The organism is Corallococcus praedator (assembly GCF_003612125.1).
In the GTDB taxonomy this organism is placed as follows: Bacteria; Myxococcota; Myxococcia; order Myxococcales; family Myxococcaceae; genus Corallococcus; species Corallococcus praedator.
Genome location: NZ_RAWI01000119.1, coordinates 1 through 23,545, shown reverse-complemented (window position 1 = coordinate 23,545; position 23,545 = coordinate 1). Strand labels below are relative to the sequence as shown.

Genomic DNA, 23,545 nt, shown 5'->3' with positions numbered 1-23,545 from the left:
GGCCCATCCCTCCCTGACCTCTCTCGTGCCCCCACCGGGCGATCTTCTTCGCACGCAGAGAAAAGCGGGCCGGTCCGCCGTGGTCGGTCTGATGCTCCTCTGGGGCGCCGCCTTCGTGAGCCCCGTCGTGACCTACCAGGAGGATGTGAAGGCGGCGGAGGGCGAGCTCCTCGCTCACCTGTCGGACCGTGCGGGCCTCCAGGCCCAGGCACTTGGCGCACATCTCGGACTGCTGCGCTCGGAGCTGCAACGGCTCGCGGAGCACCCGTCGCTCAGACCCGAGGATGGAGCAGCAGGACCCGAGGTCGCGCTCCTTGAGAATGCCTTCAGCCACACGTCCCTCTTCTCGGCGGGCGTCGCGCTGGTGTCATCGAATGGCAATCGCATGTGGAGCGACCCGGCGGACATGCCGCTCGGGCGCACACCGCTCGCTTCGCGCGCGTGGTTCCGGCGGACGGTGGAAGAGCGGGTCGCTTCGGTCGGACTGCTGGACGAGGAAGGCGGAGGGCTCGTCGCGGTCGCGGTCCCCATCGTGCGCGACGAGCGTGTCGTGGGCCTCCTCGTGGGCGAGCTCGCGACGGCGAACGAGCTGCTACCGACGACCCCTCGCGGGACGAACGAGTCCATGGTCGCCCTGCTCGGCGAGCGCGGTCGGCTCCTCCTCCCGGCAACGCCCCCGCCACTGCTGCGTCAGCCGGAGCTCGCCACGCGCCTTCGCCCGCTGGTGGACGCTCCCGGGGCCGTCACGCTCGGAGGCACGCGGCTGCTCGGCGCAGCGGCGCTCGTTCCCGGAACCGGCATGCTGCTCGCCGTGCTCGAGGACGAGGCGCGCGACCGCGAGATGCTCAAGCGCCGCTACCTCGGCCAGCTCGGCTTCCACACCGCGCTGCTCGGCGGAGTGCTCCTCCTCTTCACAGTGCTCCTGCGTCGCTCCTACCGTTCGCTGGTGGCCGCGGAAGAACGATTGCGGCGCCAGGAGACGATGGCGGCGCTCGGCACGGCCTCCTCGCTCATCGCCCATGAGGTGAAGAACGCGCTCAACAGCATGCAGGCCGCGCTCAGCATGATTCGCGCGAAGGGAGGGGAGACGACATTGCCCGTCCAGGCGCTGCGTTCCCAGGCGGACCGGCTTGGCCACCTTGCCCGCTCATTGCTGAGCTTTGCTTCCCCCCAGTCCACGCAGCGGCGCAGCTGCGAGATACACCTGCTCGTCCAGGACGCGCTTCAAGCCGTGAGGCTCCTGCCGGAAGCAGCGGATGTCGCCATCGAGACCACGCTGCAGGAGGGGCTCTTCGTGAAGGGGGACCCGACGCTGCTGGTCTCCGCGGTCGACAATCTCATCCGCAACGCCGTCGAAGCCGGCGCCGTGGCCCATGATATAGGCCAGCAGCCCACGCCTCGCGTCGAGGTCCGGCTCCTTCGCGAAGGTGGAGAGGTGGTGCTCGTCGTGGAGGACAACGCCGGAGGAGTGCCCCCGGCCTTCGAGCCGCGGCTCTGGGAGCCCTTCGCGGTGGGGCGGTCGAAGGGTATCGGGCTCGGGCTTCCGATGGTGCGCACGGCCATCCGTGCCCATGATGGAGGAAGCGTCTCCTACACCCGAGTGCCCGGAGGCAGCCGCTTCACGGTTCGCCTTCCGCTCGAGAAAATGGCGTCATGAGCACCTCCCTGCTGCTCGTCGATGACGACAGGACCTTCTCCTCGCTCGCCGCCTCCATGCTGAGCCAGGAGGGTTTTCGCGTCCGGGTTGCTCGCTCGCTGCATGAGACCCGCGCCGCGCTCGCTGCGGAGGCACCCGACCTCGTCGTGTTGGACCGAAGGCTGCCGGACGGAGATGGGCTCGTCTTCCTGCCCGAATTGCGTGCCCAGCTTCCGACGACGGTCGTGTTGATGGTGACCGCGCACGGCGACATCGAGAGCGCTGTCGAGGCCATCCGGGCGGGGGCTCGCGACTACCTGAGCAAGCCGGTCGAGATTGACGACCTGGTGATGCGCGCACGCCGCGCGGCAAGCGACCTCCAGCTCCAGGAACGGCTGCGCCAGGCCGAGAGCGTCCTCGAAGGACAGCATCGGATGGCGGAGCCTCGCTCGCCGGCGATGCAGCGAACCCTCGAGATGCTGGGGCGGATCGCCACCACTCCGCGAAGTCCCGTCCTGCTGCTCGGGGAGACGGGGACGGGGAAGGCGGTGCTCGCCCGCCAGCTCCACGCCTTGCGCCAGAAGCAGGGGGCCTTCGTGCAGATCAACTGCGCCGCGCTTCCGGACACGATGATGGAGAGCGAGCTCTTCGGACACGAGCGCGGCGCCTTCACGGATGCGAAGACGGCGAGGCGCGGGCTCGTGGAGCTCGCGAGCGATGGGCTTCTCTTCCTCGACGAGGTGGGTGAGCTGCCGCTCGCGCTCCAGGCAAAGCTGCTCACGTTCCTCGACAAGGGGGCCTTCCGACGACTCGGTGGCACGACCGAGCTGACGAGCACCGCCCGCATCGTGGCGGCCACCAACAAGAACCTCGAAGCGGAGGTCGCCGCCGGGCGCTTTCGCGAGGACCTCCTCTTCCGGCTCAGCGTGTTCCGGGTGGACGTTCCCCCCTTGCGCGAGCGTCGCGAGGATGTGCTGCCGCTCGCGCGGACGCTCGTGCTGGAGCTGTGCTCGGAGCTCGGTCGACGCCCGGTCCCCTTCTCTCCCGCGGCGGAGGAGCGCCTGCTGAGCTATCCCTTCCCCGGCAATGTCCGGGAGCTGCGCAACGTGCTCGAGCGGGCGCTCGTGCTCGAGGGCGGGCCCGCGCTCGAGCTGCTGTCCCTCTCCAAGGGGGGCGGCACGCCGGCCCTGGTCGATCCCAACGCATTCTCCGTGTCAGGCCCACCTCGGCCGCTCGATGAAGTGGAGCGGCTCTATGTCCGGCACGTGCTCGAACAGCTCGGAGGCAGGCGCATGGAGGCGGCCCGCGCACTGGGCCTGTCCTATCCGACCTTTCTCCGCCGTCTAGAGGAGAACCCACCCTCGGAGTGAAGGACTTAAAAAGTCTTTCATCGTTTGAGGTGTGGGCTTCAAGTTTCTTTCATCCCCCGCTCCTGACGAGCCACGCCCCAGGAGGAATGGGCCCGATCAGGGCTGGCACAACGCTTGCGTAGTCCCCCTTGTCGCGTCGAGCCCCTGTACGGCTCGGCAGATGACAGGGGAGCGCAAGCAATGACTTCGGGTGGAAAAGCGGCAGAGGCGAGACCCTCGTTGAAGGAGATCCTCGCCTCGGATCTGCCAGCTTCGCTGGTGGTGTTCCTGGTGGCCCTGCCCCTGTGTATGGGCATCGCGCTCGCCTCCGGAGCGCCCATCATGGCGGGACTCATCGCCGGCGTCGTGGGAGGCCTGGTGGTGGGCCTCATGGGCGGCGTGCCGCTTCTCGTGAGCGGCCCCGCGGCGGGCCTCGCGGTGATGGTCTTTGGCTTCATCCAGGAGCTGGGCTTCGCCGTGACGTGCGCGGCGGTGGCCGTGGCGGGGCTCGTGCAGGTGGCGCTCGGCGCGCTGAAGGTGGCGCGTTCGGCGCTCGCCATCTCGCCGGCCGTGATCCACGGAATGCTCGCGGGCATCGGCATCCTCATCGTGCTGGGGCAGATCCACATCGTTCTCGGCGGCTCCCCGCAGAGCAACGCCTGGAACAACCTGCGGGAGCTGCCCGGGCAGATCGCCGACCTTCATGGACCGGCCACGCTGCTGGGTCTGCTCACGCTTGGAATCCTCATCGCGTGGCAGTTCCTGCCGAACGGGCGGCTGAAGAAGGTCCCGGGTCCGCTGGTGGCGGTCGTGGGCGGGACCGCGGTCGCGGCCGTGTTGAATGCGGACGTGGCACGGGTGCAGCTGGCGGCGGACGCGCTGTCGGCCATCAATCTGCCTTCCCTTCCAGAAGGGTCCATGTTGGGGGCCTTCGTCGTGGCCGTGCTGTCCCTCGCCCTCGTGGCGAGCGCCGAATCGCTCTTGAGCGCGGTGGCGACCGACAAGCTCCACACGGGCGCGCGGGCGAACCTCGATCGCGAACTGCTCGCGCAGGGCGTGGCGAACACCCTCTCCGGGCTGGTGGGCGGTCTGCCCATCACCGGCGTCATCGTGCGCAGTGCCGCGAACATCAATGCCGGCGCGAAGACGCGCTGGTCGGCGGTGCTGCATGCGGTGTGGATGCTCGCCTTCGTGACCCTGCTGGGGGGGCTCGCGTCCTTCGTGCCCCTGACGGTGCTCGCCGGCCTGCTCGTGCACGTGGGCCTGAAGCTCGTGAACCTGGCCCACATCCGGGAGCTCCGGCACCGGGGCGAGCTGCCCGTCTACCTCATCACCGTGGCCGGCGTCGTGGGCATCAACCTGCTCGCGGGCATCGGCCTTGGACTCGGTGCGGCCATCCTCCGGCTCCTGTGGCAGCTGGGCCAGGTGCGCGTGGAGAGCCACGCCGCCAATGGCGCCCACCAGGTCTGCATCAGCGGCGCGCTGACGTTCGTCGGGGTGCCGAAGCTGTCGGCGGCGCTCGCGAAGATTCCCTCGGGCTCCAAGGTGGAGGTGGACGTGGCGGTGAACATGCTCGACCACTCCGGCTTCGAGGCGCTCGAGAGCTGGGCTGACACGCATCGCAAGACGGGCGGCACCGTGACCATGGAGCCGCTCGAGGACGTCTGGAGTCGGCGTGGCGCGCGTGCGGCCCTCGCTACGGGCCCTGCTGCTGCGCTCCCCCCTTCATCCCCCGCACATCACGTTTCGTCTCTCGCTCCCGGAGGTGCTCAGTGAAGAAGCTCATCAGAGGTCTGCTCGATTTCCAGCGTCACACCCTGCCCTCGTACCGCGCGACCTTCGCGAGGCTCGCGAAGGGACAGACTCCGGACTGCCTCTTCATCAGTTGCTCGGACAGCCGCGTGGTGCCGAATCTGCTCGTCTCCACGGACCCCGGTGACCTCTTCACCGTGCGCAACGTGGGCAACCTCGTTCCGACGGCAGCGATCAATGGACAGCCCACGGCGGACCGCTCGGAGGCGGCGGCGATCGAGTTCTCTCTTGGCTTCCTGCCCATCGAGGACGTCGTTGTCTGCGGACACTCGAGCTGCGGCGCGATGAAGGCGATCCTGGCCGGAGGCGCCGTGGACGGCGCACCGAACCTGGAGAAGTGGCTCGCGCACGGAACGCCCTCGCTCAAGGCGCTGCGGGAGAACACCCAGGTGGGCGTGGGGCTGCCCGAGGCGGATCGCCTCTCCCAGCTGAACGTCCTCGAGCAGCTCGAGCACTTGAAGACCTACCCCATCGTGAGAGATCGGCTCGCGGCGGGGACGCTGCGGCTGCACGGCTGGTGGTTCGACATCGGGGCGGCGCAGGTCCACGCCTACCGGGCTGACCTCGGTCGCTTCGTTCCCATCGACGAGACCGAAGGCGATCGGCTCCTGACGGAGCTGAGCGACGCAGCGGAAGAGCAGTCGGGTCTGCGCGCCGTCCAGTAAGGCCGCATCGAGCCTCGGCGATCCTGCGCCCAGCGCGGATCGCCGGGGTTCTGCTTCTTCGCGACAGACGTGAGCACGCGCGCGCGGCTTCTGTGAGTCCCCCCTTCCGGTTCGTGGAAGGCAGCCGGGAGCGCGCCCTCTGTCGGACCTTCTCGTCGGCGTAAGGCATGGCCCGCAGGCCCTCCGAGGCCGCGTGGGACGCGGCTTCGCGCGGGCCTCCTGACACGCAGCGGACGGTCTCCCACCGCGACGCGTCGGGTGCCGGACACCGGTGGCCCGGAACCCTCCGGGTGCTTGGTGCGCCGCGTCAGGAAGTCGCTAGGTTGGGTGTGCGGACGTGGGGTCCGCCTCTGACTTCGCACGGTTGCGTTCCCCGGAACGTGTCCGTCCGGGTGGGTTCCCGGCCAGGTTGGGAGCCCGGGCCCGTCGTGCAGTAGCATCACGGTGTCTGCGCCGGGGGGAGGGAGGATGCACGATGGTGGTGGAGGCCCCGGAGCCCCGGAAGTTGTCGGCCATCATGTTCACGGACATGGAGGCCCCTGCTGGTCAACGCTGGCGGGATGAGTGTCTTCAGCAGGCCCTGCACGACGAGCATGGACAGCTCGTGCGGGACCTGCTGCCGCGCCACGGAGGGCGCGAGGTGAAGCGGATGGAGGAGGGTGGTTTCCTGCTGGAGTTCGAGGCGGGGTTGTCCGCGGTGTCGTTCGCGCTGGAGTGGCGCGCCGCCGTGGATGCGCGCAACCGCTGCGTGCCGGGTGAGCGGCGCATGGCCATCCGCGCGGGCGCGCACCTGGGCATGGTGGTGCACCGCGATGGCGACGTGTTCGGCGAGGGCGTGAACCTCGCGGCCCGCATTGAGTCCCTGGCGCGTCCGGGCACCGTGTACGTCAGCGAGACGGTGGCGGCGCAGGTGGAGGGCCGGCTGAAGGCGCCCCCGGTGCGGCTGGGCCGCAATGAATTGAAGAACATCAAGCTGCCGGTGGCGGTGTTCCGCATCGACGCGCCCGTGGAGCCCCGGGGCGAAAGCGCGCTCATGTCGCGCGTGCGTTCACTGCTGGGCCGTCGGCGGGTGACCGCGGGCGGTTGAAGCTGACGGACGGGCGCGCGGCGGTATGGTGCCGCGCCATGTCCGAACTCACCCTGGTTGTTGGTTCCAAGAACTTCTCCTCGTGGTCGCTGCGCCCCTACCTGGCCCTGGCCCACACCGGCCAGTCGTTCCGCGAGGTGCTCGTTCCGTTGGATACGCCGGAGACCGCGGCGCTCATCGCGATGCACTCGCCCAGCGGCCGCGTCCCGGTGCTCAAGCACGGCGACACCGTGGTGTGGGACTCGCTGTCCATCTGCGAGTACCTGGCGGAGACCTTCCCCGCCGCGAAGCTGTGGCCCGAAGAAAGCCCCGTGCGGGCGATGGCGCGCTCCGTGACGACGGAGATGCACTCCGGCTTCCAGGCCCTGCGCAGCCACCTGCCCATGGACCTCACCGCGCGCAAGACGGTGCCGGGGCTGGACGCGCCGGGCGTGCACGCGGACATCGCCCGCATCCAGGCCCTCCTGTCCGGCTGCCGCGAGCGCCACGGCAAGGGAGGCCCGTTCCTCTTCGGTGCCTTCAGCATCGCGGACGCGTTCTACGCGCCCGTCATCACCCGCTTCGTCACCTACGGCGTGCCGTTCCGTCCGGAGCTCACCTCCTGGCGCGACGCCGTGCTCGGCCTGCCCGCGATGATCAAGTGGACGGAGGACGCCCAGGGCGAGCCGCCCCTGGCCCGCTACCGCTAGCGTCCCGGCTTCAGAGTCCCAGGGCCTTCAACTGCGCATCGAACGCGGGCGCGTCCGTGAAGACGTGCCCGCGCACGCCCAGGGCCCGGGCCGCGTCGACGAACTCGGGCAGGTCGTCGAAGAAGGCGGCCTCGTCCGGCGCGCAGCCCGCCTTGTCCAACGCCAGCCGGTAGATGGCCGGCTCCGGCTTCACCGCGCCCACCTCGCAGCTCATCACCAGCGCGTCGAAGCGCTTCAGCAGCGGCAAGAGCGGCTTCAAGTACGCGACGTGCAGCGCGTTGGTGTTGGACAGCAGCACCAGCCTCACCCGGCCGACGAGCCCCTCCACGCGCGGCAGCACCGCGTGGTGCACCGTGAAGTGGCTGCTCCACAGGGGCGCGAACTCCGCCATGGGCAGCTCCACGCCCAGCGCGCCGCACACGTCCTGGCGGATGCCCTCCGCGTCCAGCAGGCCCCGGTTCGCCGCCGTCCACCCCGCGCCGGTGAGCCGCCGCGCCGCCTCCTGGGGCTCCAGGCCCGCCCGCGCCGCGAGCCGCGCGAAGAGCAGGGCGTTGTCGTGGAACACCAGCACGTTGCCCAGATCCAACAGCACGGCCTTCACGGCGGGGACAGCGGCCACGGGGATTCCTCCGGGGGACAGGCTAGATGCGGTACGCCCTGGCGACGCCTTCCATCCGTCCGGCCACTTCCTGCAGCCGCCGCGCGGCGCCGGTGGTGGACTTCAGGCTGGCCTGCGTCTCGGTCATCATCGACGACAGGTCGGTCACCGCGCTGAAGATCTGGGCGATGCCCGCGTTCTGCTGGCTCACCGCGCCGGCGATCTGCCGCGCCGCCGCGGCGTTGTCCTGGACGATGGCGGCCAGCTCCTTGAGGTGCTCGCCGCTGGTGCGCACCTGATCCAGGCCCTCCGCGACGCTCGCGTGGCTCTGCTCGGTCATCTTCGCGGTGGAGATGATGGCGTGGCCCAGGTCCCCCAGGATGTCGCGCACCTTCTCCGTGGCCTGGATGGACTGGTCCGCCAGGTTGCGGATCTCCCGCGCCACCACGCTGAAGCCCTTGCCGTGCTCGCCGGAGCGCACCGCCTCGATGGCCGCGTTGAGCGCGAGCATGTTGGACTGGTCCGCCAGGTCCTTCACCGTCTGGGTGATGCCGCCAATCTGCTGCGTGCGCTCGTTGAGCTGCACGATGCGCATGGCCATCTCCCCGGACTGCTCGTGCAGGCCCTGGAAGCCGTCCAGGCTGTCTCGGATGGCGCCCTCGCCCGCGCGGCCCACCTCCTCCGCGCGCGCCGCCACGCCCAGCACCGTCTCCGCCTTCTCCGCGGCCAGCAGCGACGTCTGCTTGATCTCCTGCGCGGTGACCTGCGTCTCCTGGAGCGCGGCCGCCTGCCGGGCCACGTTGCGCTCCTGCACCTCGGAGGCGAGGTTGAGCTCCGCCACCGTCTCGCTGAGCACGCGCGTGCCCTGGTGGAGGCTGGTGGCCGTCTCGTGCAGGTTCTTCATCATCTGCACGAACGCCTCCGTCAGCTCGCCCACCTCGTCCTTGCCCGTCTGGGCCTCCATCACCTGGGTGAGGTCGCCCTCCTTCACGACGCGGCGGACCATCTCGCTCAGCGCGCGCAGGGGGCGGGTGATGCCGCGCGCCAGCATCCAGGAACCCACGCCCACCGCCGCGACGAAGAGGGCCGCCAGTCCCAGCACCAGCCGGCGCATGTGGTTGAGCGGCGCGTAGGCCTCCGCGGGATCCAACTGGGCCAGGAACCGCCACCCGTCGCCCACGTCGCGCACGAGCGTGCCGTTCACCGCGGCCACCGCCACCCGGCCCGTGTCGTCGTGCGCGCCCTTGCGCGTGTCGAACAGCGTCGCGCCGTTCGCGCTCTTCACCTCCATGGAGAAGCTGGGGTGGCCGCGCTGCTGGGCCCGGGCGAGCGCGGGCTTCGCCAGCTCTCCCACCTGACCCCAGTCGAACGCGGCCAGCAGCACGCCCAGGGGCTTTCCCGCCTCGTCCGTCACCGGCACCGCCAGCGGCAGCACGTGCACGCTGAAGATGGGATCCTCCACGTCCACGCCCTCCGCCGTGGTGCGGCCGACCTGGGCCTCGCGGAACCACGCGGACGCGCGCACCTGGGCGCTGGTGCCGGCGTACGCGTCGCGCAGGCCGGACGTGCTGGCGGAGATGGCCACGCCGTCATTGCTGAAGAGCACGATGCCGTTGAGCGTGAGGTAGCGCCGCTGGAGCAGCGCCAGCATCGCGTCGCTGGAGGATGCGTCCTTCGTGCGCAGCGCGGCGCGCAGCACCGGGTCCTCCGCCCAACTGCGCGCGCTGGACTCGCGCTCCGCGAGGGTGGACTCGAGCAGGTCCTTGAAGCCCTCCGCCTCCATGCGCAGCGAGGAGTCGATCTGCGCCTCCGTCTGCCGCCGCATCAGCGAGTCCTGCATCCCGGTGAGGGCCAGCAGGGGCACGCAGGACACCAGGGTCATGTACAGCAGCAGCCGCCCACGCAGCGTCAGGGATCGCAAGAAGAGAGGAGGCATGGCACGTCGGGCGCGAAGAGAGGTAACCCAGGTCCTATACCAGAACCCGGGCCACATACCCCCCGGCCGACTGGCTGCCTACAACAGGGGCACCCGGTCAGGCAGGTCCCGCGCGGGCAGGTTCGAGTAGTCCGCGTCCAGGTCCAGCCGCACCCGCTGCTTCACGCGCGTGCTCAGCAGGCCCCGCATCCTGCCCAGGAACGCGGGCGGCGCGGCGATGACCAGCTCGTCGAAGGACTGCGAATCCACGCCCTTGTCCAGTCGCGCGGACAGCTCCCGCGCGAAGCGGTCGTGCTCCAGCTCCCGCCGTCCGTTGGGGTCGTTCTCCGGCACCGGACCATGCAGCGTGCCCGCGTTGGGATTGTCGGCCTGATTGAAGAGGTCCACGGGCTTGGCCCGGCTCTCGTCATGCTGGAACTGCTCGATGAGGTCCCACTTCTCCGCCTTCGCGTCCGTGGCGAAGAGCCGGGCGCGACTCGCGTTGGCCACCAGGATCCAGAGCCTCTTGTCCGCCATCTTCATGCCTCCCTTGGGTCGTGTCTTGAGGAGTGCGGACCCCCCTCGTCCCCGGCAAGCTTCCCCCAGCGAGCCTCCTGCCCGCCGAGCGGTGTCCAGGCGACCCTTCTGGCGCCCCCTTACGGCAGGAACAATCCACCAGCCACCGTGCTACCGGGCCTTCCGCCCACGTTGACCAACCGCATCCAAGCGGCGACCATCCATGCGGGGGAACGGGACGGGAGTGCGCTGTATGGAGAAGTATTTCAATGTCCGTGGACGGAAGGTGCGTATTGGCCGCACATGGGACAGCTCCATGCGGGGTGGGGCGGTCCAATCGTCACGTGGCGAAAGTTTTTCCGTCGTTGGAGCGATAGATGACCGCCCCTGGGTTGCAGGGTCGCCCCGCCATGGAAACCTGATCCCCCCATGGTCACCGACGATCTCTTCGCCCACACAGTCCTGTCCGGCCACGGTGACGCCGTGAGCGACGGTGGCGGGACGACGCAGGCCCTGATGGCGCAGCCTGGAGAAGAGGTCCAGGAGGGCACGGTGCTGGGCAACTACCAGCTCGAGCGGCTCCTGGGTGAAGGCTCCATGGGGCGGGTGTTCCAGGCGCGGCATGTGCGGCTGGGTCGGCAGGTGGCGCTCAAGGTGCTGCGGCCGGAGCACGCGCGGGACAGCTCGTTCGTGCAGCGCTTCTTCCAGGAGGCGCGCACCGTCAACCAGATCAACCACGAGCACATCGTGGAGGTCTTCGACTTCGTGGACGACTCGCCCCACGGGCACGTCTACTGCGTGATGGAGCTCTTGCGCGGCCAGAACCTGGGCGCGCTGCTGAAGGAAGAGGGGCTGACGCTCGCGCGGGTGCAGCGCATGGCCGTGCAGGTGTGCGCGGCGCTGGGCGCGGCCCACCAGGTGGGCGTGGTGCACCGGGACATCAAGCCGGACAACCTGTTCATCAGCCAGCGCTCGGGGCAGTCGGACTTCGTGAAGGTGCTGGACTTCGGCGTCGCCAAGCTGATGACGACGCAGACCGGCGTGAGCCTCACCGGCACGCTGGATGGCACCATCATCGGGACGCCCGCGTACATGGCGCCGGAGCAGGCCGCGGGCCTGCCGGTGGACGCTCGCGCGGACATCTACGCGGTGGGCAACATCCTCTACGAGATGCTCTCGGGCCATCCGCCCTTCCAGGCGTCGGCCTTCGGGCAGCTGGTGGTGCAGATCATCACCCAGCCGCCGCCGCCGCTGCCCTCGCACCTGCCGTCGGGTGAACCGATGCCGCCCGCGCTCGCGGCGCTGGTGATGCGCTGCCTGGCGAAGGAGCCGGAAGCCCGGCCGCAGCAACTGGCGGAGGTCACCACCGCGCTGCTGCTGCTGCCCGCCGTGACGGCGGCGCCTTCCGCCCTGTCTCCCGTGGAGGAGCTGGAGCGGCCCACCCTGCGCATGCGGGTGCCCTCCGTGCTGCGCGACCGGCGGCTCCAGGTGTCGGCGGCGCTGGCCGCGCTGGCGCTGGTGTCCGGCATCACGACGTGGAAGCGCCTGCATCCGTCGCGCTCGCCCGAAGCCGACGTCGTCCAGGTGGAGGGGGCCACGGCCGCCGCGAGCGGGACGGTCGCGGGCGCGAACGACGCGGTGACGCTGACGGTGCACTCGTCTCCGCCCGGCGCGAAGGTGGTTCGCGTGGACACCGGGGAGGAGCTGGGCGTCACGCCGCTGACGAAGGCGCTGGCCCGGCGGGCGGTGCCGTCGCAGCTTCGCGTGGAGCTGGCGGGCTACGTTCCGCTGGAGCGCGCGGTGGAGCTGAAGCAGGATGCCGCCGCCGCGGAGCTGACCGTGCCGCTCGTGAAGGCGAGCGCGGGGCCGCGCCGCGCGCCGGCTCGCGGGCCGGGCCGCAAGGGAGGAAGCAGGGATGCGGTCATTGATCCATTCGCGGCGCATTGACCGCAAGGCGCTGAGCCTCGTGCTGGCGCTCGGGCTGGGCGCGCCGCTGCCGGTGGTGGCGCAGGAGGCGCCCACGGTTTCTTCGGAAGCCCAGGCGCGCGATCGCTTCTCCGAAGGCAACCTGGCGTACGACCTGGGTGAGTTCGACCGGGCGCTCAAGGCCTTCAGCGAGTCGTACCGCCTCAAGCCGCTGCCCGCGTTCCTCTTCAACATCGCGCAGTGCCACCGGCAGTTGAACAACCCGTCGCGCGCGGCCTTCTTCTACCGGCGCTACCTGGCGCTGTCGTCGGAGGAGCCCGCGAACGCGGACGTGGTGCGCGAGCTCATCGCGGAGATGGACGGCAAGGCGCGCGCCCAGGAGGAGCAGCGCCGGGAGCGCGAACGCTTCACGCGGGACCGCGAGCTGCAGCGGGCGCGTGAGCAGGCCGCGTTGGCGGAGGCGCGCGCCAGCCAGGCGAGGATCGCCGCGAATCCCTCCGCGACGCCGGTCGCCGCGCAGGAGAAGAACGGGGCCTCCGAGGCCCTGGCGATGCAGGTGCCGGAGGGCGCGGTGACGACGCAGGCCTCCAAGCCCTGGTCGCGTCGCTGGTACGTCTGGGCCGGCATGGGCGCGGCGGCGTTGCTCGCGGGCGGTGCGGTGTGGGTCGCCACGGCACCGAACCCCCGGGACACGACGCTCGGCACCGTGGGGCGGTAGGGGCCCGGGGGCCCGAGGTCGGGCTCGCGGCGTCCGGTGTCGCGCTTCCGGGCCACGGCTTCCCGGAGGCGGCGCACGGCCTTCGCGTCAGCGCGGCGGCGGTGGGGCGGAGGCCTGTGCCAGCACCTGCGCGGCGATGCGGCCGATGCGCGCGTTGAACGACACGGCGTCGTGGAAGGTGAGGCGCACGTCGCCCACCTTCAGCTCATCGCCGGGCTGAAGCACCCGGGGCTGCTCGGGCTCCAGCGTTCCGCCATTCACCGTCACCGGCCGGGAGTGCGCCAGCCGCTCCACCGTCCAGCGCCCCTCCGGGGTGGGGTGCAGGGCCAGCTGCTCGCGCGACACCGTGGCGTCGTTGACGACGAAGGTGTTGTGCTCGGCGCGCCCCAGCTTCAAGGGGCCGCGCTCCGCCACCCCCATCAGCTCGAAGCACAGCGCGTCGCCCGCGGGCAGGCAGTCGCGCAGGTCCATCATGGGCAACCGCGTGGCCGACACATTCTGCTCTTCAGGGACGTTCCACGCGCCCGCCTCCCACACCAACCAGGCGTGCGGGTACTTGGCGCTGAACTTCTCCTTGAGGGCCATGTGCTGGCGGATGAGCAACGAGAGCAACAGGGCGCGCATGCTCCACACATAACCCCATCACGACCCCTCGCCGCCACACCGCGTTCGCAGGTGTCCACGAGTGGTCGAATGGCCGGCGAGCGTGAACCTCCGGCCGGACGCTACAGCCGGGCGATGACGGCCCGGGCGAACCGCTCCGGCGCCGCCGCATCCAGGGGGAGGAACAGGCACGGCTCCGTCACCTCCACCTCCTGCAACCGGGTGCGCCCCGCGTTGTCCGTGGCCACGTCCACGCGCGCATACAACAGCCGCGCGCCACCGGACGCCTCCAGCACCGCCTCCGCCACCTTGAACTCCGCCGGGTTGTCCGGCGTGAACGCGTGCGGCTCCGCGAAGCCCCGGGGCGCTGAGGCCAACGTGGGCGGGCGGCGCACCGCGTGGCTGAAGACGCCGTTGAAGAAGATGTAGGAGCGCTCGCCCTCCGTCTCGAAGGCGGTGAGGTAGGGCTGCACCATCACGTCGCCCTCCTTCGCGAGCTCCGTCACCTTCGCGCTCGCGTCGCGCAGCGCTTCGCGCCGGAAGATGAAGACCTTGAGCCCGCCGGCCGCCACCGCGGGCTTGAGCACCACCGCGTCCCAGTCCCGCTCGCGCGCCACCTGCTCCACATCCAGCGTGCCGCCGGGCTCGACCCACACGGTGGGCGTCAGGGGCAGCCCCCGGGCCTCCATGTCCTTCAGGTAGCCCTTGTGCGTGTTCCAGCGCAGCACGTCCAACGGGTTGAACAGCCGCGTGACGGCGTCCACCCGCTGCGCCCACGCGAGGAACTCCTCGCGGCGCAGGTGGCTGTCCCACGCGTTGCGCACCACCGCCGCGCGCACCTGGCTCCAGTCCACGGAGGGGTCGTCCCAGATGACCGGCCGGGCATCCAGCCCCAGCGCGCGCAGGGCGGGCACCAGCGGCGCATCCAGCGGGTACAGCTGCGGCATTCCTGCGTAGGTGATGACGGCGATGTCCAAGGCGACGCACTCCAGGAGCGGGGACGCGTCGGGTTCTAGCGCGCTCCCAGGTCCCGTGCAGCGCTCCCGCACCATCCCGGCTCCGCGCCCCGGGGCACGGGACCGGCCTCAGGCCGAGCGCACGGCCGGCGCCTCCACGGCGGCGAACGACTCCGACTCCTCCTTCGTCAGCGCCGTCGCGAGCGCCTTCGCCTCGCGCGCCACCCGTCCCAGCTCCGCCTGTCCATGGGGGAAGGGGGCCGCGGGGCCCTCCAGCGCCAGGAGTTGCTGGCGCAGTGCCGCGCCGTTGGGCGTGCGCCGCTGCGGATCCTTCTGCAGGAGCGACATGACGATGGCGTCCAGCGCCACCGGCACCGCGGGGTTGAGCTGCGAGGGCGGGACGACCTCCTGATCCACCGCCGCGCGCAGGAGCAGCTCCTCCGAATGGCCGCTCAGTGCGCGCCGGCCGGTGAGGGCCTCATGCAGCGTGAGCCCGAGCGCGAACAGGTCCGCCCGCCCGTCGAAGTCCCGGCCCATGGCCTGCTCCGGTGCCATGTACCCCAGCTTGCCGCGCACGCTGCCGGCCACCGTGAGGTTCGCGCGGGCCGCGTCGCGCGCGATGCCGAAGTCCGACAGCTTCACCTCGCCGATGCGCGAGATGAGGACGTTGGGCGGGTTGACGTCGCGGTGCACCAGCCGCAGGAGCTCTCCGTCCGGGCTCGTCTTGCGGTGCACGTAGTCCAGCGCGGACGCCAGCTCCGCGGCCAGGAACGTCGCGGCCGAAAGCGGCAGCGGCTTGCGGACCTGCGGCTTGAGCACGCCGCTGAGCGGCAGCCCGTCCACGTACTCCATCGCCAGGAAGTAGGTGCCGCCGTGGCGGCCCAGGTCGAACACCTGGACGATGTTGGGGTGGTTGAGCGACGAGCACAGCTCCGCCTCGCGGCGGAACATCGTCACGAAGGACGCGTCGTCCGCGAACGACGGCAGGATGCGCTTGAGGGCCACCTGCTTCTCGAAGCCGCCCTCGGGCGAGTACGTGGCCCGGTACACCTCCGCCATGCCGCCCGCGCCCAGCCGCTCATGCAGCACGTACTTGCCCATCACCTCCTGCTCGCGCAGCGACGCGAGCGCGCTCCGGGTGCGCTCCAGGAAGTGCCGCGCGAGCACCGCCGTCAGCGCCCCGGTGGCCACGAAGAAGAACGCGCGCACGCAGATGAACAGCGGCGCCAGCGTGATGAGCGGACTCTCCGGCAACAGCGGCCGCACGAAGCCGAAGTAGAGCGTCAGGTACTCGGCCGCCACCAGCGCGCCCGCGGCCAGTCCCAGGCGCGGGTTGCTGCGCAGGCCCGCCAGCGTCACCAGCGCGCCCCAGATGACAATCGTGGGCGCGGTGAGCGCGTAGACGGGCCCCTGGTAGCGCAGGTCGAACGTCAGCACCACCGCGGGGATGCTCACTTCAATCGCCACGTTGAGCCACGGGATGGCCGGGTGGAAGACGCCCTTGCGCAGCACCGCCCACATCACCGCGTAGTAGCCCGCCAGCACCGCCGACAGTCCCATCAGCGCCAGCGTCAGGTCCCAGCCCATGGACGGACCCAGCGCCGCGGCCACCACCACGCAGATGCCGGACAGGATGCTCATGAAGCGCGCGACCGACAGCTCACGCGCCTGCGCATCGCGCCGCAGGTGCCCTTCGAGGAAGCGGGAAACGGTACTCGACGGATTCCGGGTGATCATGTGCCCCTCTACTCTAGACCTTGTGCGCCCGCGTCATGAGCACGCTCCCCCACACGTTGGGTGCGCTCCTACCACACCTCCAGGTACACGGCGGACGCTTTGAGTCCCACGAAGTGGACTTCACGGGTCAGGTATCGCTGAAATGTTGCACCCCGGGTCCTCTGCCGCGTGCGAGGTCCGGGGTGCTTCTCGACGCTCCGACCTTTCTCGGCACTGCCTATCCGGCAGGAGGCTTCATGCGCAGCTCCCCCCGCTTATTGCTGGCCGCCCTGGGCGCGGTCCTCCTTTTGGGCAGTGCCTGTGGATCCGATGATCCTGAAGTTCCCGTGGTGGTGTGCGGCGACGGCAAGAAGGAGGGAAGCGAGCAGTGCGACGACGGCAACAAGGAAGGGGCCGACGGGTGCGAAGCCAACTGCACGCTGACTCCGTCGAAGTGTGGCGACGGCGAGAAGGAAGTCACGGAGGTCTGTGACGACGGCAACGCGGTGAGCGGCGACGGGTGCGAGGCGGACTGTACCGTCACGCCCACCAAGACGACGCAGTGTTGGGCCACGCCTCCCGCGGCGCTTCCGGACGGCGCCACGTGCGCGGTGACGAAGGCGGGCACGGCGGGCACGCTGTTCACCGGCGTGGTGCTCACGGACGGTGAGACGTTCCTGGGCGGCCAGGTGCTGGTGGATGCGCAGGGCGTCATCACCTGCTCCGCGTGCGACTGCTCGACGGCGGCCGGCGCCGCGGACGCGACGCAGGTGATGTGCCCCACGGGTGTCATCTCCCCGGGCCTCATCAACCCGCACGACCACATCAGCTTCCAGGGCGCGCCCCTGGCCAGCAACAGCACGGAGCGCTTCGAGCACCGCAACGACTGGCGCAGGGGCAACAATAAGCACACCCAACTGGACAACCCGGGCAATGCCAAGCCGGACGCCATCCTCTGGGCGGAGCTTCGCCAGGTGATGGCGGGCACCACCTCCGTCGCGGGCGCGGGTGGCCAGAAGGGGTTCCTTCGCAACCTGGACACCAACACCCTCGCCCAGCAGGAGGGCCTGGGAGAAGGTGCCGCGGACTCGGACACCTTCCCTCTGGGTGACAGTGACGGCACCGAGTTGGTGGGCAGCTGCGCCTACGGCTCCTTCCCGTCCGCGGCGGACGTCGCGTCGCGCACGTCCGCATACCTGCCGCACATCTCCGAAGGCATCGAGGCCTCGGCGCTCAACGAGTTCCGCTGCCTGTCCTCCGGGGCGGCCAGCGTGCTGTATCCGCGCTCGGCCATCATCCACGGCGTGGGCCTCACCGCCCGGGAGATTTCGCAGATGGCCGCGCACGGCACCGGCCTGGTCTGGTCGCCGCGCACCAACGTCTCGCTGTACGGCGACACGGCCATGGTGACGGCGTTCAAGACGCTGGGCGTGTCCGTCTCTCTGGGCACGGACTGGATCCGCTCCGGCTCCATGAACCTGCTGCGCGAGCTGCGCTGCGCGGACCACCTCAACTCCACCCGCTACGCCAAGACCTTCACCGACGAGGAGCTGTGGCGCATGGTGACGGCCAACGCGGCGGACGCGGTGGATGTCTACGAGAAGGTGGGCCGCATCAAGCCGGGCAAGCTGGCGGACCTGGCCATCTTCCGGCAGGGCGCCTACGCCGGATCTCCGTACCGCGCGGTCATCGCTGCGGATCCGCAGGACGTGGTGCTGACGATGCGCGGTGGCAAGCCGCTCTACGGCGACCAGGCCCTGGTGGACGGCCTCAAGGGCGCGGACACCTGTGACGCGCTGGCCGTGTGTGGCACCCAGAAGGCCGCGTGCGTGCAGTCGGAGATTGGCAAGAACCTGACGGCGTTCCAGGGCTCGACGGACACCCGGAACCTCTACCCGCTGTTCGCCTGTGAGACGCCCGCCAACGAGCCGACGTGCGAGCCGGCGCGCAACGCGGTGGGCACCGTCTTCCCTGTCGCCGCGGTCAACGGCTCCACCGTCTACTCGGGCGTGTCGAGCGCGGACGACGCGGACGCGGACGGCATCCCGGCCGCCACGGACAACTGCCCGGCCATCTTCAACCCCGTGCGTCCCATGGACGACGGGCGCCAGGCGGACACGGACGGCGACGGCGTGGGCGATGCGTGCGACCCGTGCCCCCTGGAGGCGGGCACCACCGCCTGCGTGGCCTTCCGCGGTGAGGACGACGACCACGACGGCGTGCCGACGTGGCGTGACAACTGCCCGTACGTGGCCAACGCGAACCAGAAGGACACCGACGCTGATGGCAAGGGCGACGCGTGCGACGGCTGCCCCTCGGCGGCCGGCGCCTGCGAGGCCACCGACCCCTCGGACTTCGACTACGACGGCATCCTCGCTCCCGGCGACAACTGCCCGCTCGTGGCCAACGCGGACCAGAAGGACGCGGACGGCGATGGCGTGGGCGACGAGTGCGACCCGTGCCAGGTCGCCAACGCCAACGGCGCCGCATGCCCCGTCACCGTCTACGACGTGAAGACGACGCCCTCCTCCGGCAAGACGTCGCTCGTGAACACCAAGGTGGCGGTGGACGACGTGGTGGTCACCGCCGTGGATGCGAAGGCGACGCGTGGCTACTGGGTGCAGGTGGCCAACTATCCGGCGGGCAAGGGGGCGGAGAACTCCGGCCTCTACATCTACTCGGACAAGGCGGCCGTGGCGGTGGGTGACAACATCCGGGTGGAAGGCACGCTGAAGGAGTACTTCGGCCTGCTGGAGGTCACGGATGCCACGGTGACGAAGCACAGCTCCGGCAACGCGCTGCCCGCGCCGGTGCTCGTGCGCACGGAGGCCATCCGCACCGGTGGTCCCCGGGCGAAGGCCCTGGAGGGCGCGCTGGTGGAGGTCCAGAACGTGTTCAACACCGGGCTGGAGAACAAGCAGCGCGAGTTCATCGTCGATGAGAACAAGGCCGGGACCCCTACGGTCACGGGCCTGATGGTGGACGACCAGGCCTACGCCTACCCGACGCAGGTGCTGGGCACCGAGTACCGCGTGCTGCGCGGCGTGCTGACGTACACCTTCAGCGACCACAAGCTGCTGCCCCGGGGCGTGGCCGACATGCTCACGCCGCTGCCGGCCCTGACGGCCTTCACGTCCGGCGGCTTCGCGCGCGTGGGCAACGCCAGCGCCATTCCCCAGGCGCTCACGGTGTCGGTGGCGTTCGCCTCCGTGGTGGACATCACCGTGTCCATCACCTCCAGCGATTCGGCGGCGTTGAACGCGGTGGGTGGACAGGTCGTCATCCCCGCGGGCCAGACGAGCGCCACGGTGGCGCTGCAGGCGCTGGCGCCCTCGGCGGCGGTGACCCTCACCGCGACGCTGGGCGCGTCCTCGCAGACGACCACGTTGCGCGTGCTGGGCACGGACGAGGCCGCGTCCATCACGAACCTCACGCCGCGGACGCAGGGGCTGGCTCCGGGTGGAACGGGGCGCTTCACGGTGACGTTCGACCGGCCCGCGCCGGCCGGCACGACGCTGGGGCTGACGGTGTCCCCCGCGGGCTTCGGCACCTTCACCAACGCGACGGTGGCCACCGACGCGCAGAGCGCCACCTTCGACTTCACCGTGGACGAGGCCAGTACCGGCGCCGGGACGTTGACGGTGACGCATTCCGGCCAGACCCTGGACGCCACCGTGAACGTCATCACCGACGTGCCCCGGCTGGTGTCGCTCTCCCCGTCCACCGCCACGGTGAACGCGGGCGCGCAGCAGGTGTACACGGTGACGCTGGAGTCCGCGCCCACGACCGCGGTGCAGGTGCTGCTGTCGCTGACGTCGCCCACGGGCACGCCCTTCGGCGCGCTGGCCAGCACGTCGGTGACGGTGAACCCCGGTGAGACGACGGCGACGGTGGTGTTCACCGCGGCGGCGGACGGGGAAGGGGCGGGCTCCGTGGCCGCCTCGCTCAACGGCATCACCCGCACGGGCGCGCTGACCGTGCTGCCTCCGCCCCCGAAGCTCGCCAGCATCACGCCGGACGTGGTGACGGTGAACGCGGGCAAGACGCAGGTGTTCACCGTGACGCTGGACCGCAAGGCCCCGGCGGGCGGTGCGGTGGTGGACGTGGTGCTCGCGCCCTCGGGCGTGGGTGAGCTGTCGTCCGCGACGGTGACGGTGCCGGAGGGGCAGACGACCGCCTCGGTGACGTTCACGGCGGGGAGCGCGGAGGGCAGCACCCAGCTCAACGCGTCCTACGCGGGCGTGACGAAGTCCGCGGCCATCACCGTGAGCCTCGTCGCCAACGTGGGCCACGTGGTCATCAGCGAGGTCTGCGGTGGCACGACGGCGTCGGCGACCGACGAGTTCGTGGAGCTCTACAACCCCACCAACCAGGACGTGAGCATCGGCGGGTGGAAGGTCCAGTACCGCTCCGCCACCGGCGCCACCTACTCCGGGTCCTTCACCCTGAAGGCGGATGCCGTCATCAAGGCGCACGGCTACTACCTGATTGGCAGCAGCACCTTCTCCGACCCCAACGTCACCGCGGACGAGACGTCCGGCATCAACTCGTCGGCCAGCATGACGGCGGGCGGCCACATCCGCATCGGCACGGGCGCCATGGGCACCACGGCCACGGATCCGAACACCGTGGACCTGATGGGCTACGGCACGGGCGCGGGCCCGGAAGGCAAGGCCGCTCCGGCGCACCCCGCGTCCGGTGGCAGCCTGGAGCGCAAGGCCAAGGCCACCTCCACCTCCGCGACGATGGCGGTGGGCGGCGCGGACGAAACCCTGGGCAATGGCTACGACACGGACGACAACTCGACGGACTTCGTGACCCGCGCCGTGCGCCAGCCGCAGAGCTCGAAGAGCCCGGTCGAACTGCCGTAGCGCGCGGACCCCGCTCCGCTTCCCTCGAAGGTGGAGGGAGGCGGGGTGTACCGCCGTCGTGAATCCCCTGAAATGACAAGACGCCCGCTCCCCAGCGCATCGGGGGGCGGGCGTCTTCGTTTCCGGGGGGCGCTGGCTAGCCCAGCGGGCCGCGCACGTGCAGGCCGCCGGAGAGGATCTGATCCAACGACGCCATCAGCGGGTCGTAGTTCACGATGGCGCGGAACAGGTTGTGGTGCAGCAGGATGCCCAGGTAGCCGCCCATCATCGTGTGGGCCATGTGCAGCGGGTCCACCTCTTCGCGGAACTCCTTGCGCTTCTGGCCGTAGCGGATCATCCCCGCCAGCACCTGCACGTAGATGGCGATCTTCTCCCGCAGCAGCTCGGTCACGCGGTCGTTGGACTCCGCGGACTCGGCGGACAGCATCCCGAAGAAGATGCCGTACTCGCGGTGGTAGCGCAGGAACTGCGAGGTGCGCGAGACGACGAACACCAACTGCTCCCGGCCGGAGAGGATCCGGCGCTCGGTGAGCAGTGGCAGGAACTCCGCCTGGTAGCGGGAGTGCAGCTCCTCGATGGCCGCCAGCAGCAGGTCTTCCTTGGTGGGGAAGTGCCAGTACAGCGCGCCGGGCGTCATCCGGATGGCCTTCGCCAGGTCCGACATCGTCGTCGACAGGTATCCCCGCCGAGCGAACAATGTGATGGCGGCCTCCAGGATTTCGACCCGCGTCCGCGCTGCCCGCTCCTGCTTGATTTCGCGCTTCGCTGGTTCCTTGCTCATTTCCGGGTAAATCTACACCTCACGAGATAAGCGTCACCTTAACGATTTCGGACGGCGCGGCGACGCGCAGGGGCGGGCCCCAGAAACCGGTGCCCCGGCTGACGTACAGGTGGCGGTCGCCCTCCTGGAAGAGGCCGGCGTCGTGCTTCCAGATGGCGGACACGGCGACGGTGAAGGGGAAGAACTGTCCGCCGTGGGTGTGCCCGGACAGTTGCAGTCCCATGCCGGCCTTCGCCGCCACATCCCAATTGGAAGGTTGGTGTGCGAGCAGCACGGAGGCCCGGTCCGGGTTCCGGCCGGCGAGCGCGGCGTCCAGGTTGTAGCCCTGCGGCCCGTTGCGCATGGACCAGTCGTCCACGCCCACCAGGTCGAACGCGCCGCCCGCGTCCCCGATGGACACGTGACGGTTGCGCAACACCGTGATGCCCAGGCCCGTGAGCGCGTCCGCCCAGGCGCTCGAGTTCCAGTAGTACTCATGGTTGCCGGTGATGAAGTGCGTGCCCGCGCGCGCCTTCAGGTTCTGGAGCGCGGCCACGGAGTGGGCCAGGTCGCTCACCGTGCCGTCCACCAGGTCGCCGGTGATGGCCACCAGGTCCGGCTTGAGCGCGTTGGCCCGGCGCACCAGCTCGTCCATGAAGCGGCGCTGGATGATGGGGCCCACGTGGATGTCGCTCATGTGGACGATGCTGAAGCCGTCCAGGGCCTTGGGCAGGCCGGGCAGCCGCACCGTGACTTCATTCACCACCGGCGGGTGGAAGGCGCTCCACATGCCAAAGCCCGTCAGGCCGCCAGCTGCCAGCACCGCGCCGCCCGCGGTGGCCCGGGCCAGGAACCGGCGCCGGTCCTCGTCCACGCCAGGGGGCGGGACGGTGACGGACAGCTCCGCCAGGGAGGGCGTCGCCACCGGCTCCGGGGATGGCGCCGCGACGGGGGCCTTCACGCCCCGGTGGCCCCGCGTCCGGGCGACGAGCCAGCGCACCCCGCCCAGCGTCGCCAGGGAGAGCAGCAGGTACACGGCCACGCCCATCCACGTCCACGACATGACGGCCATGGCGAACGCGGAGGGCAGCACGCGCGTCACCACCCACGACAACAGCAGCGGCAGGCACAGCAGCGTCAGCAGCACCTTGCCGGTGAGCCGCCACGCACGGCTTTCAGACGTGTCCCGGAACAGGCGCCGGTACAGATAGATGTGGACGTAGACCGCCGCGACGCCGACGAAGAGGAAGAACAGGATGAAGCGCAACGGGCTTTCCATGGCGGCCCCATCCTCTCGCGCACGCGTCACGGCGCAACCGGCGCGCGCGTGAAGAAGCGTGAAGCGATGGGGGCGAAGCGGGGAAGCCGGTTATTTCCGGGCGTCGCCCAGTGCCACGCCAATCTGCTGCCACTCCTGGGCGTAGGTGCCACGGGAGAAGGCGCGCAGGTCGTCGGACGTCACCGTGCCGCGGGTGAGCGCCGTGTCGAGCGCGCGCACGATGGCGGCCTTGTGCGGCTGCTCCACGAAGGGGTTGTCCTCGCGGAACACCTCACCGAAGAGCGACTCCAGGCGGCCGTCCTGCTTCAGGCGCTCCACGATGCGGTTCTGCGACACCGGCGCATCCGAGTGCGCATGCAGCATGGCGGACGCGATGCCGCTCTGCGCGTCGGCGTCCGGGAACTCCTCCAGCCTGTCTCTTATACAAATCTGACGCTGCCGACGAACTC

Annotated in this window: 17 protein-coding genes and 1 pseudogene; 9 read left to right on the top strand and 9 right to left on the bottom strand. The window is 70.3% G+C overall.

Annotated features, from left to right (window positions below):
• The 6 genes from D7Y13_RS17415 to D7Y13_RS17390 all read left to right on the top strand — a co-directional run.
• Positions 1-1,657 (top strand): sensor histidine kinase (locus D7Y13_RS17415; RefSeq protein WP_341870425.1); only part of this gene is annotated, 1,657 nt, incomplete at its 5' end.
• Entirely contained in the window at positions 1,654-3,006 is a 1,353-nt protein-coding gene (locus D7Y13_RS17410; RefSeq protein ID WP_120531271.1) for a sigma-54-dependent transcriptional regulator, read from the top strand. The genes D7Y13_RS17415 and D7Y13_RS17410, both read left to right, overlap by 4 nt.
• Positions 3,007-3,186: 180 nt before the next feature.
• A complete protein-coding gene (locus D7Y13_RS17405) occupies positions 3,187-4,761 on the top strand; it encodes a SulP family inorganic anion transporter (protein WP_120583372.1) in 1,575 nt (524 codons plus the stop codon).
• Positions 4,758-5,462, top strand: coding sequence for a carbonic anhydrase (locus tag D7Y13_RS17400; RefSeq protein ID WP_120583373.1), 705 nt, complete (start codon positions 4,758-4,760; stop codon positions 5,460-5,462). The genes D7Y13_RS17405 and D7Y13_RS17400 overlap by 4 nt, the downstream gene beginning before the upstream one ends.
• Positions 5,463-5,937: 475 nt before the next feature.
• On the top strand, positions 5,938-6,549 hold the full coding sequence (locus D7Y13_RS17395) for an adenylate/guanylate cyclase domain-containing protein (protein ID WP_120531274.1): 612 nt from the start codon (positions 5,938-5,940) through the stop codon (positions 6,547-6,549).
• A gap of 38 nt (positions 6,550-6,587) precedes the next feature.
• Complete coding sequence (locus D7Y13_RS17390; protein WP_120583374.1) at positions 6,588-7,238, top strand: glutathione S-transferase family protein; 651 nt, start codon at positions 6,588-6,590, stop codon at positions 7,236-7,238.
• Between the two features lie 10 nt (positions 7,239-7,248).
• Here the strand turns inward: D7Y13_RS17390 and D7Y13_RS17385 are convergent, their stop codons facing one another.
• The 3 genes from D7Y13_RS17385 to D7Y13_RS17375 all read right to left on the bottom strand — a co-directional run bounded on the left by D7Y13_RS17385 (position 7,249) and on the right by D7Y13_RS17375 (position 10,288).
• Positions 7,249-7,857, bottom strand: coding sequence for an HAD family hydrolase (locus D7Y13_RS17385; RefSeq protein ID WP_120583375.1), 609 nt, complete (start codon positions 7,855-7,857; stop codon positions 7,249-7,251).
• A gap of 22 nt (positions 7,858-7,879) precedes the next feature.
• Positions 7,880-9,772 carry a methyl-accepting chemotaxis protein gene (locus D7Y13_RS17380; RefSeq protein WP_120583376.1) on the bottom strand — a complete coding sequence of 631 codons (1,893 nt, stop codon included), beginning with the start codon at positions 9,770-9,772 and terminating at the stop codon, positions 7,880-7,882.
• 78 nt (positions 9,773-9,850) lie between these two features.
• Positions 9,851-10,288: a host attachment protein gene (locus D7Y13_RS17375; protein WP_120531289.1), complete on the bottom strand. Its 438-nt coding sequence runs from the start codon at positions 10,286-10,288 to the stop codon at positions 9,851-9,853.
• Positions 10,289-10,696: 408 nt separating this feature from the next.
• On the opposite strand from D7Y13_RS17375, the gene D7Y13_RS17370 reads away from it, so the two are divergent.
• Together D7Y13_RS17370 and D7Y13_RS17365 are read left to right on the top strand one after the other, a co-directional pair.
• Complete coding sequence (locus D7Y13_RS17370) at positions 10,697-12,214, top strand: serine/threonine-protein kinase (protein ID WP_120531278.1); 1,518 nt, start codon at positions 10,697-10,699, stop codon at positions 12,212-12,214.
• Positions 12,183-12,911: a tetratricopeptide repeat protein gene (locus D7Y13_RS17365; RefSeq protein WP_147444277.1), complete on the top strand. Its 729-nt coding sequence runs from the start codon at positions 12,183-12,185 to the stop codon at positions 12,909-12,911. Before D7Y13_RS17370 ends, D7Y13_RS17365 begins: the two co-directional genes overlap by 32 nt.
• 87 nt (positions 12,912-12,998) lie before the next feature.
• Here D7Y13_RS17365 and D7Y13_RS17360 read toward each other — a convergent pair whose 3' ends face one another.
• From D7Y13_RS17360 to D7Y13_RS17350, 3 genes are all read right to left on the bottom strand, one after another.
• On the bottom strand, positions 12,999-13,535 hold the full coding sequence (locus tag D7Y13_RS17360; RefSeq protein WP_120583378.1) for an FHA domain-containing protein: 537 nt from the start codon (positions 13,533-13,535) through the stop codon (positions 12,999-13,001).
• Positions 13,536-13,636: 101 nt separating this feature from the next.
• Positions 13,637-14,491 carry an ATP-grasp domain-containing protein gene (locus tag D7Y13_RS17355; protein WP_120583379.1) on the bottom strand — a complete coding sequence of 285 codons (855 nt, stop codon included), beginning with the start codon at positions 14,489-14,491 and terminating at the stop codon, positions 13,637-13,639.
• Positions 14,492-14,599: 108 nt separating this feature from the next.
• On the bottom strand, positions 14,600-16,207 hold the full coding sequence (locus D7Y13_RS17350) for a serine/threonine-protein kinase (protein WP_120531282.1): 1,608 nt from the start codon (positions 16,205-16,207) through the stop codon (positions 14,600-14,602).
• A gap of 236 nt (positions 16,208-16,443) precedes the next feature.
• Here D7Y13_RS17350 and D7Y13_RS17345 point away from each other — a divergent pair, with 236 nt between their 5' ends.
• Positions 16,444-21,057: an amidohydrolase family protein gene (locus D7Y13_RS17345; protein WP_120583380.1), complete on the top strand. Its 4,614-nt coding sequence runs from the start codon at positions 16,444-16,446 to the stop codon at positions 21,055-21,057.
• Positions 21,058-21,193: 136 nt separating this feature from the next.
• On the opposite strand, the gene D7Y13_RS17340 is transcribed toward D7Y13_RS17345, so the two are convergent.
• The 3 genes and pseudogenes from D7Y13_RS17340 to D7Y13_RS49940 all read right to left on the bottom strand — a co-directional run.
• Positions 21,194-21,838 carry a TetR/AcrR family transcriptional regulator gene (locus D7Y13_RS17340; RefSeq protein ID WP_120531284.1) on the bottom strand — a complete coding sequence of 215 codons (645 nt, stop codon included), beginning with the start codon at positions 21,836-21,838 and terminating at the stop codon, positions 21,194-21,196.
• Positions 21,839-21,857: 19 nt separating this feature from the next.
• Positions 21,858-23,096: a metallophosphoesterase gene (locus tag D7Y13_RS17335; RefSeq protein ID WP_120583381.1), complete on the bottom strand. Its 1,239-nt coding sequence runs from the start codon at positions 23,094-23,096 to the stop codon at positions 21,858-21,860.
• A 90-nt stretch (positions 23,097-23,186) separates the two neighbouring features.
• A pseudogene (locus D7Y13_RS49940) lies at positions 23,187-23,545 on the bottom strand (hypothetical protein); the annotation flags it as partial.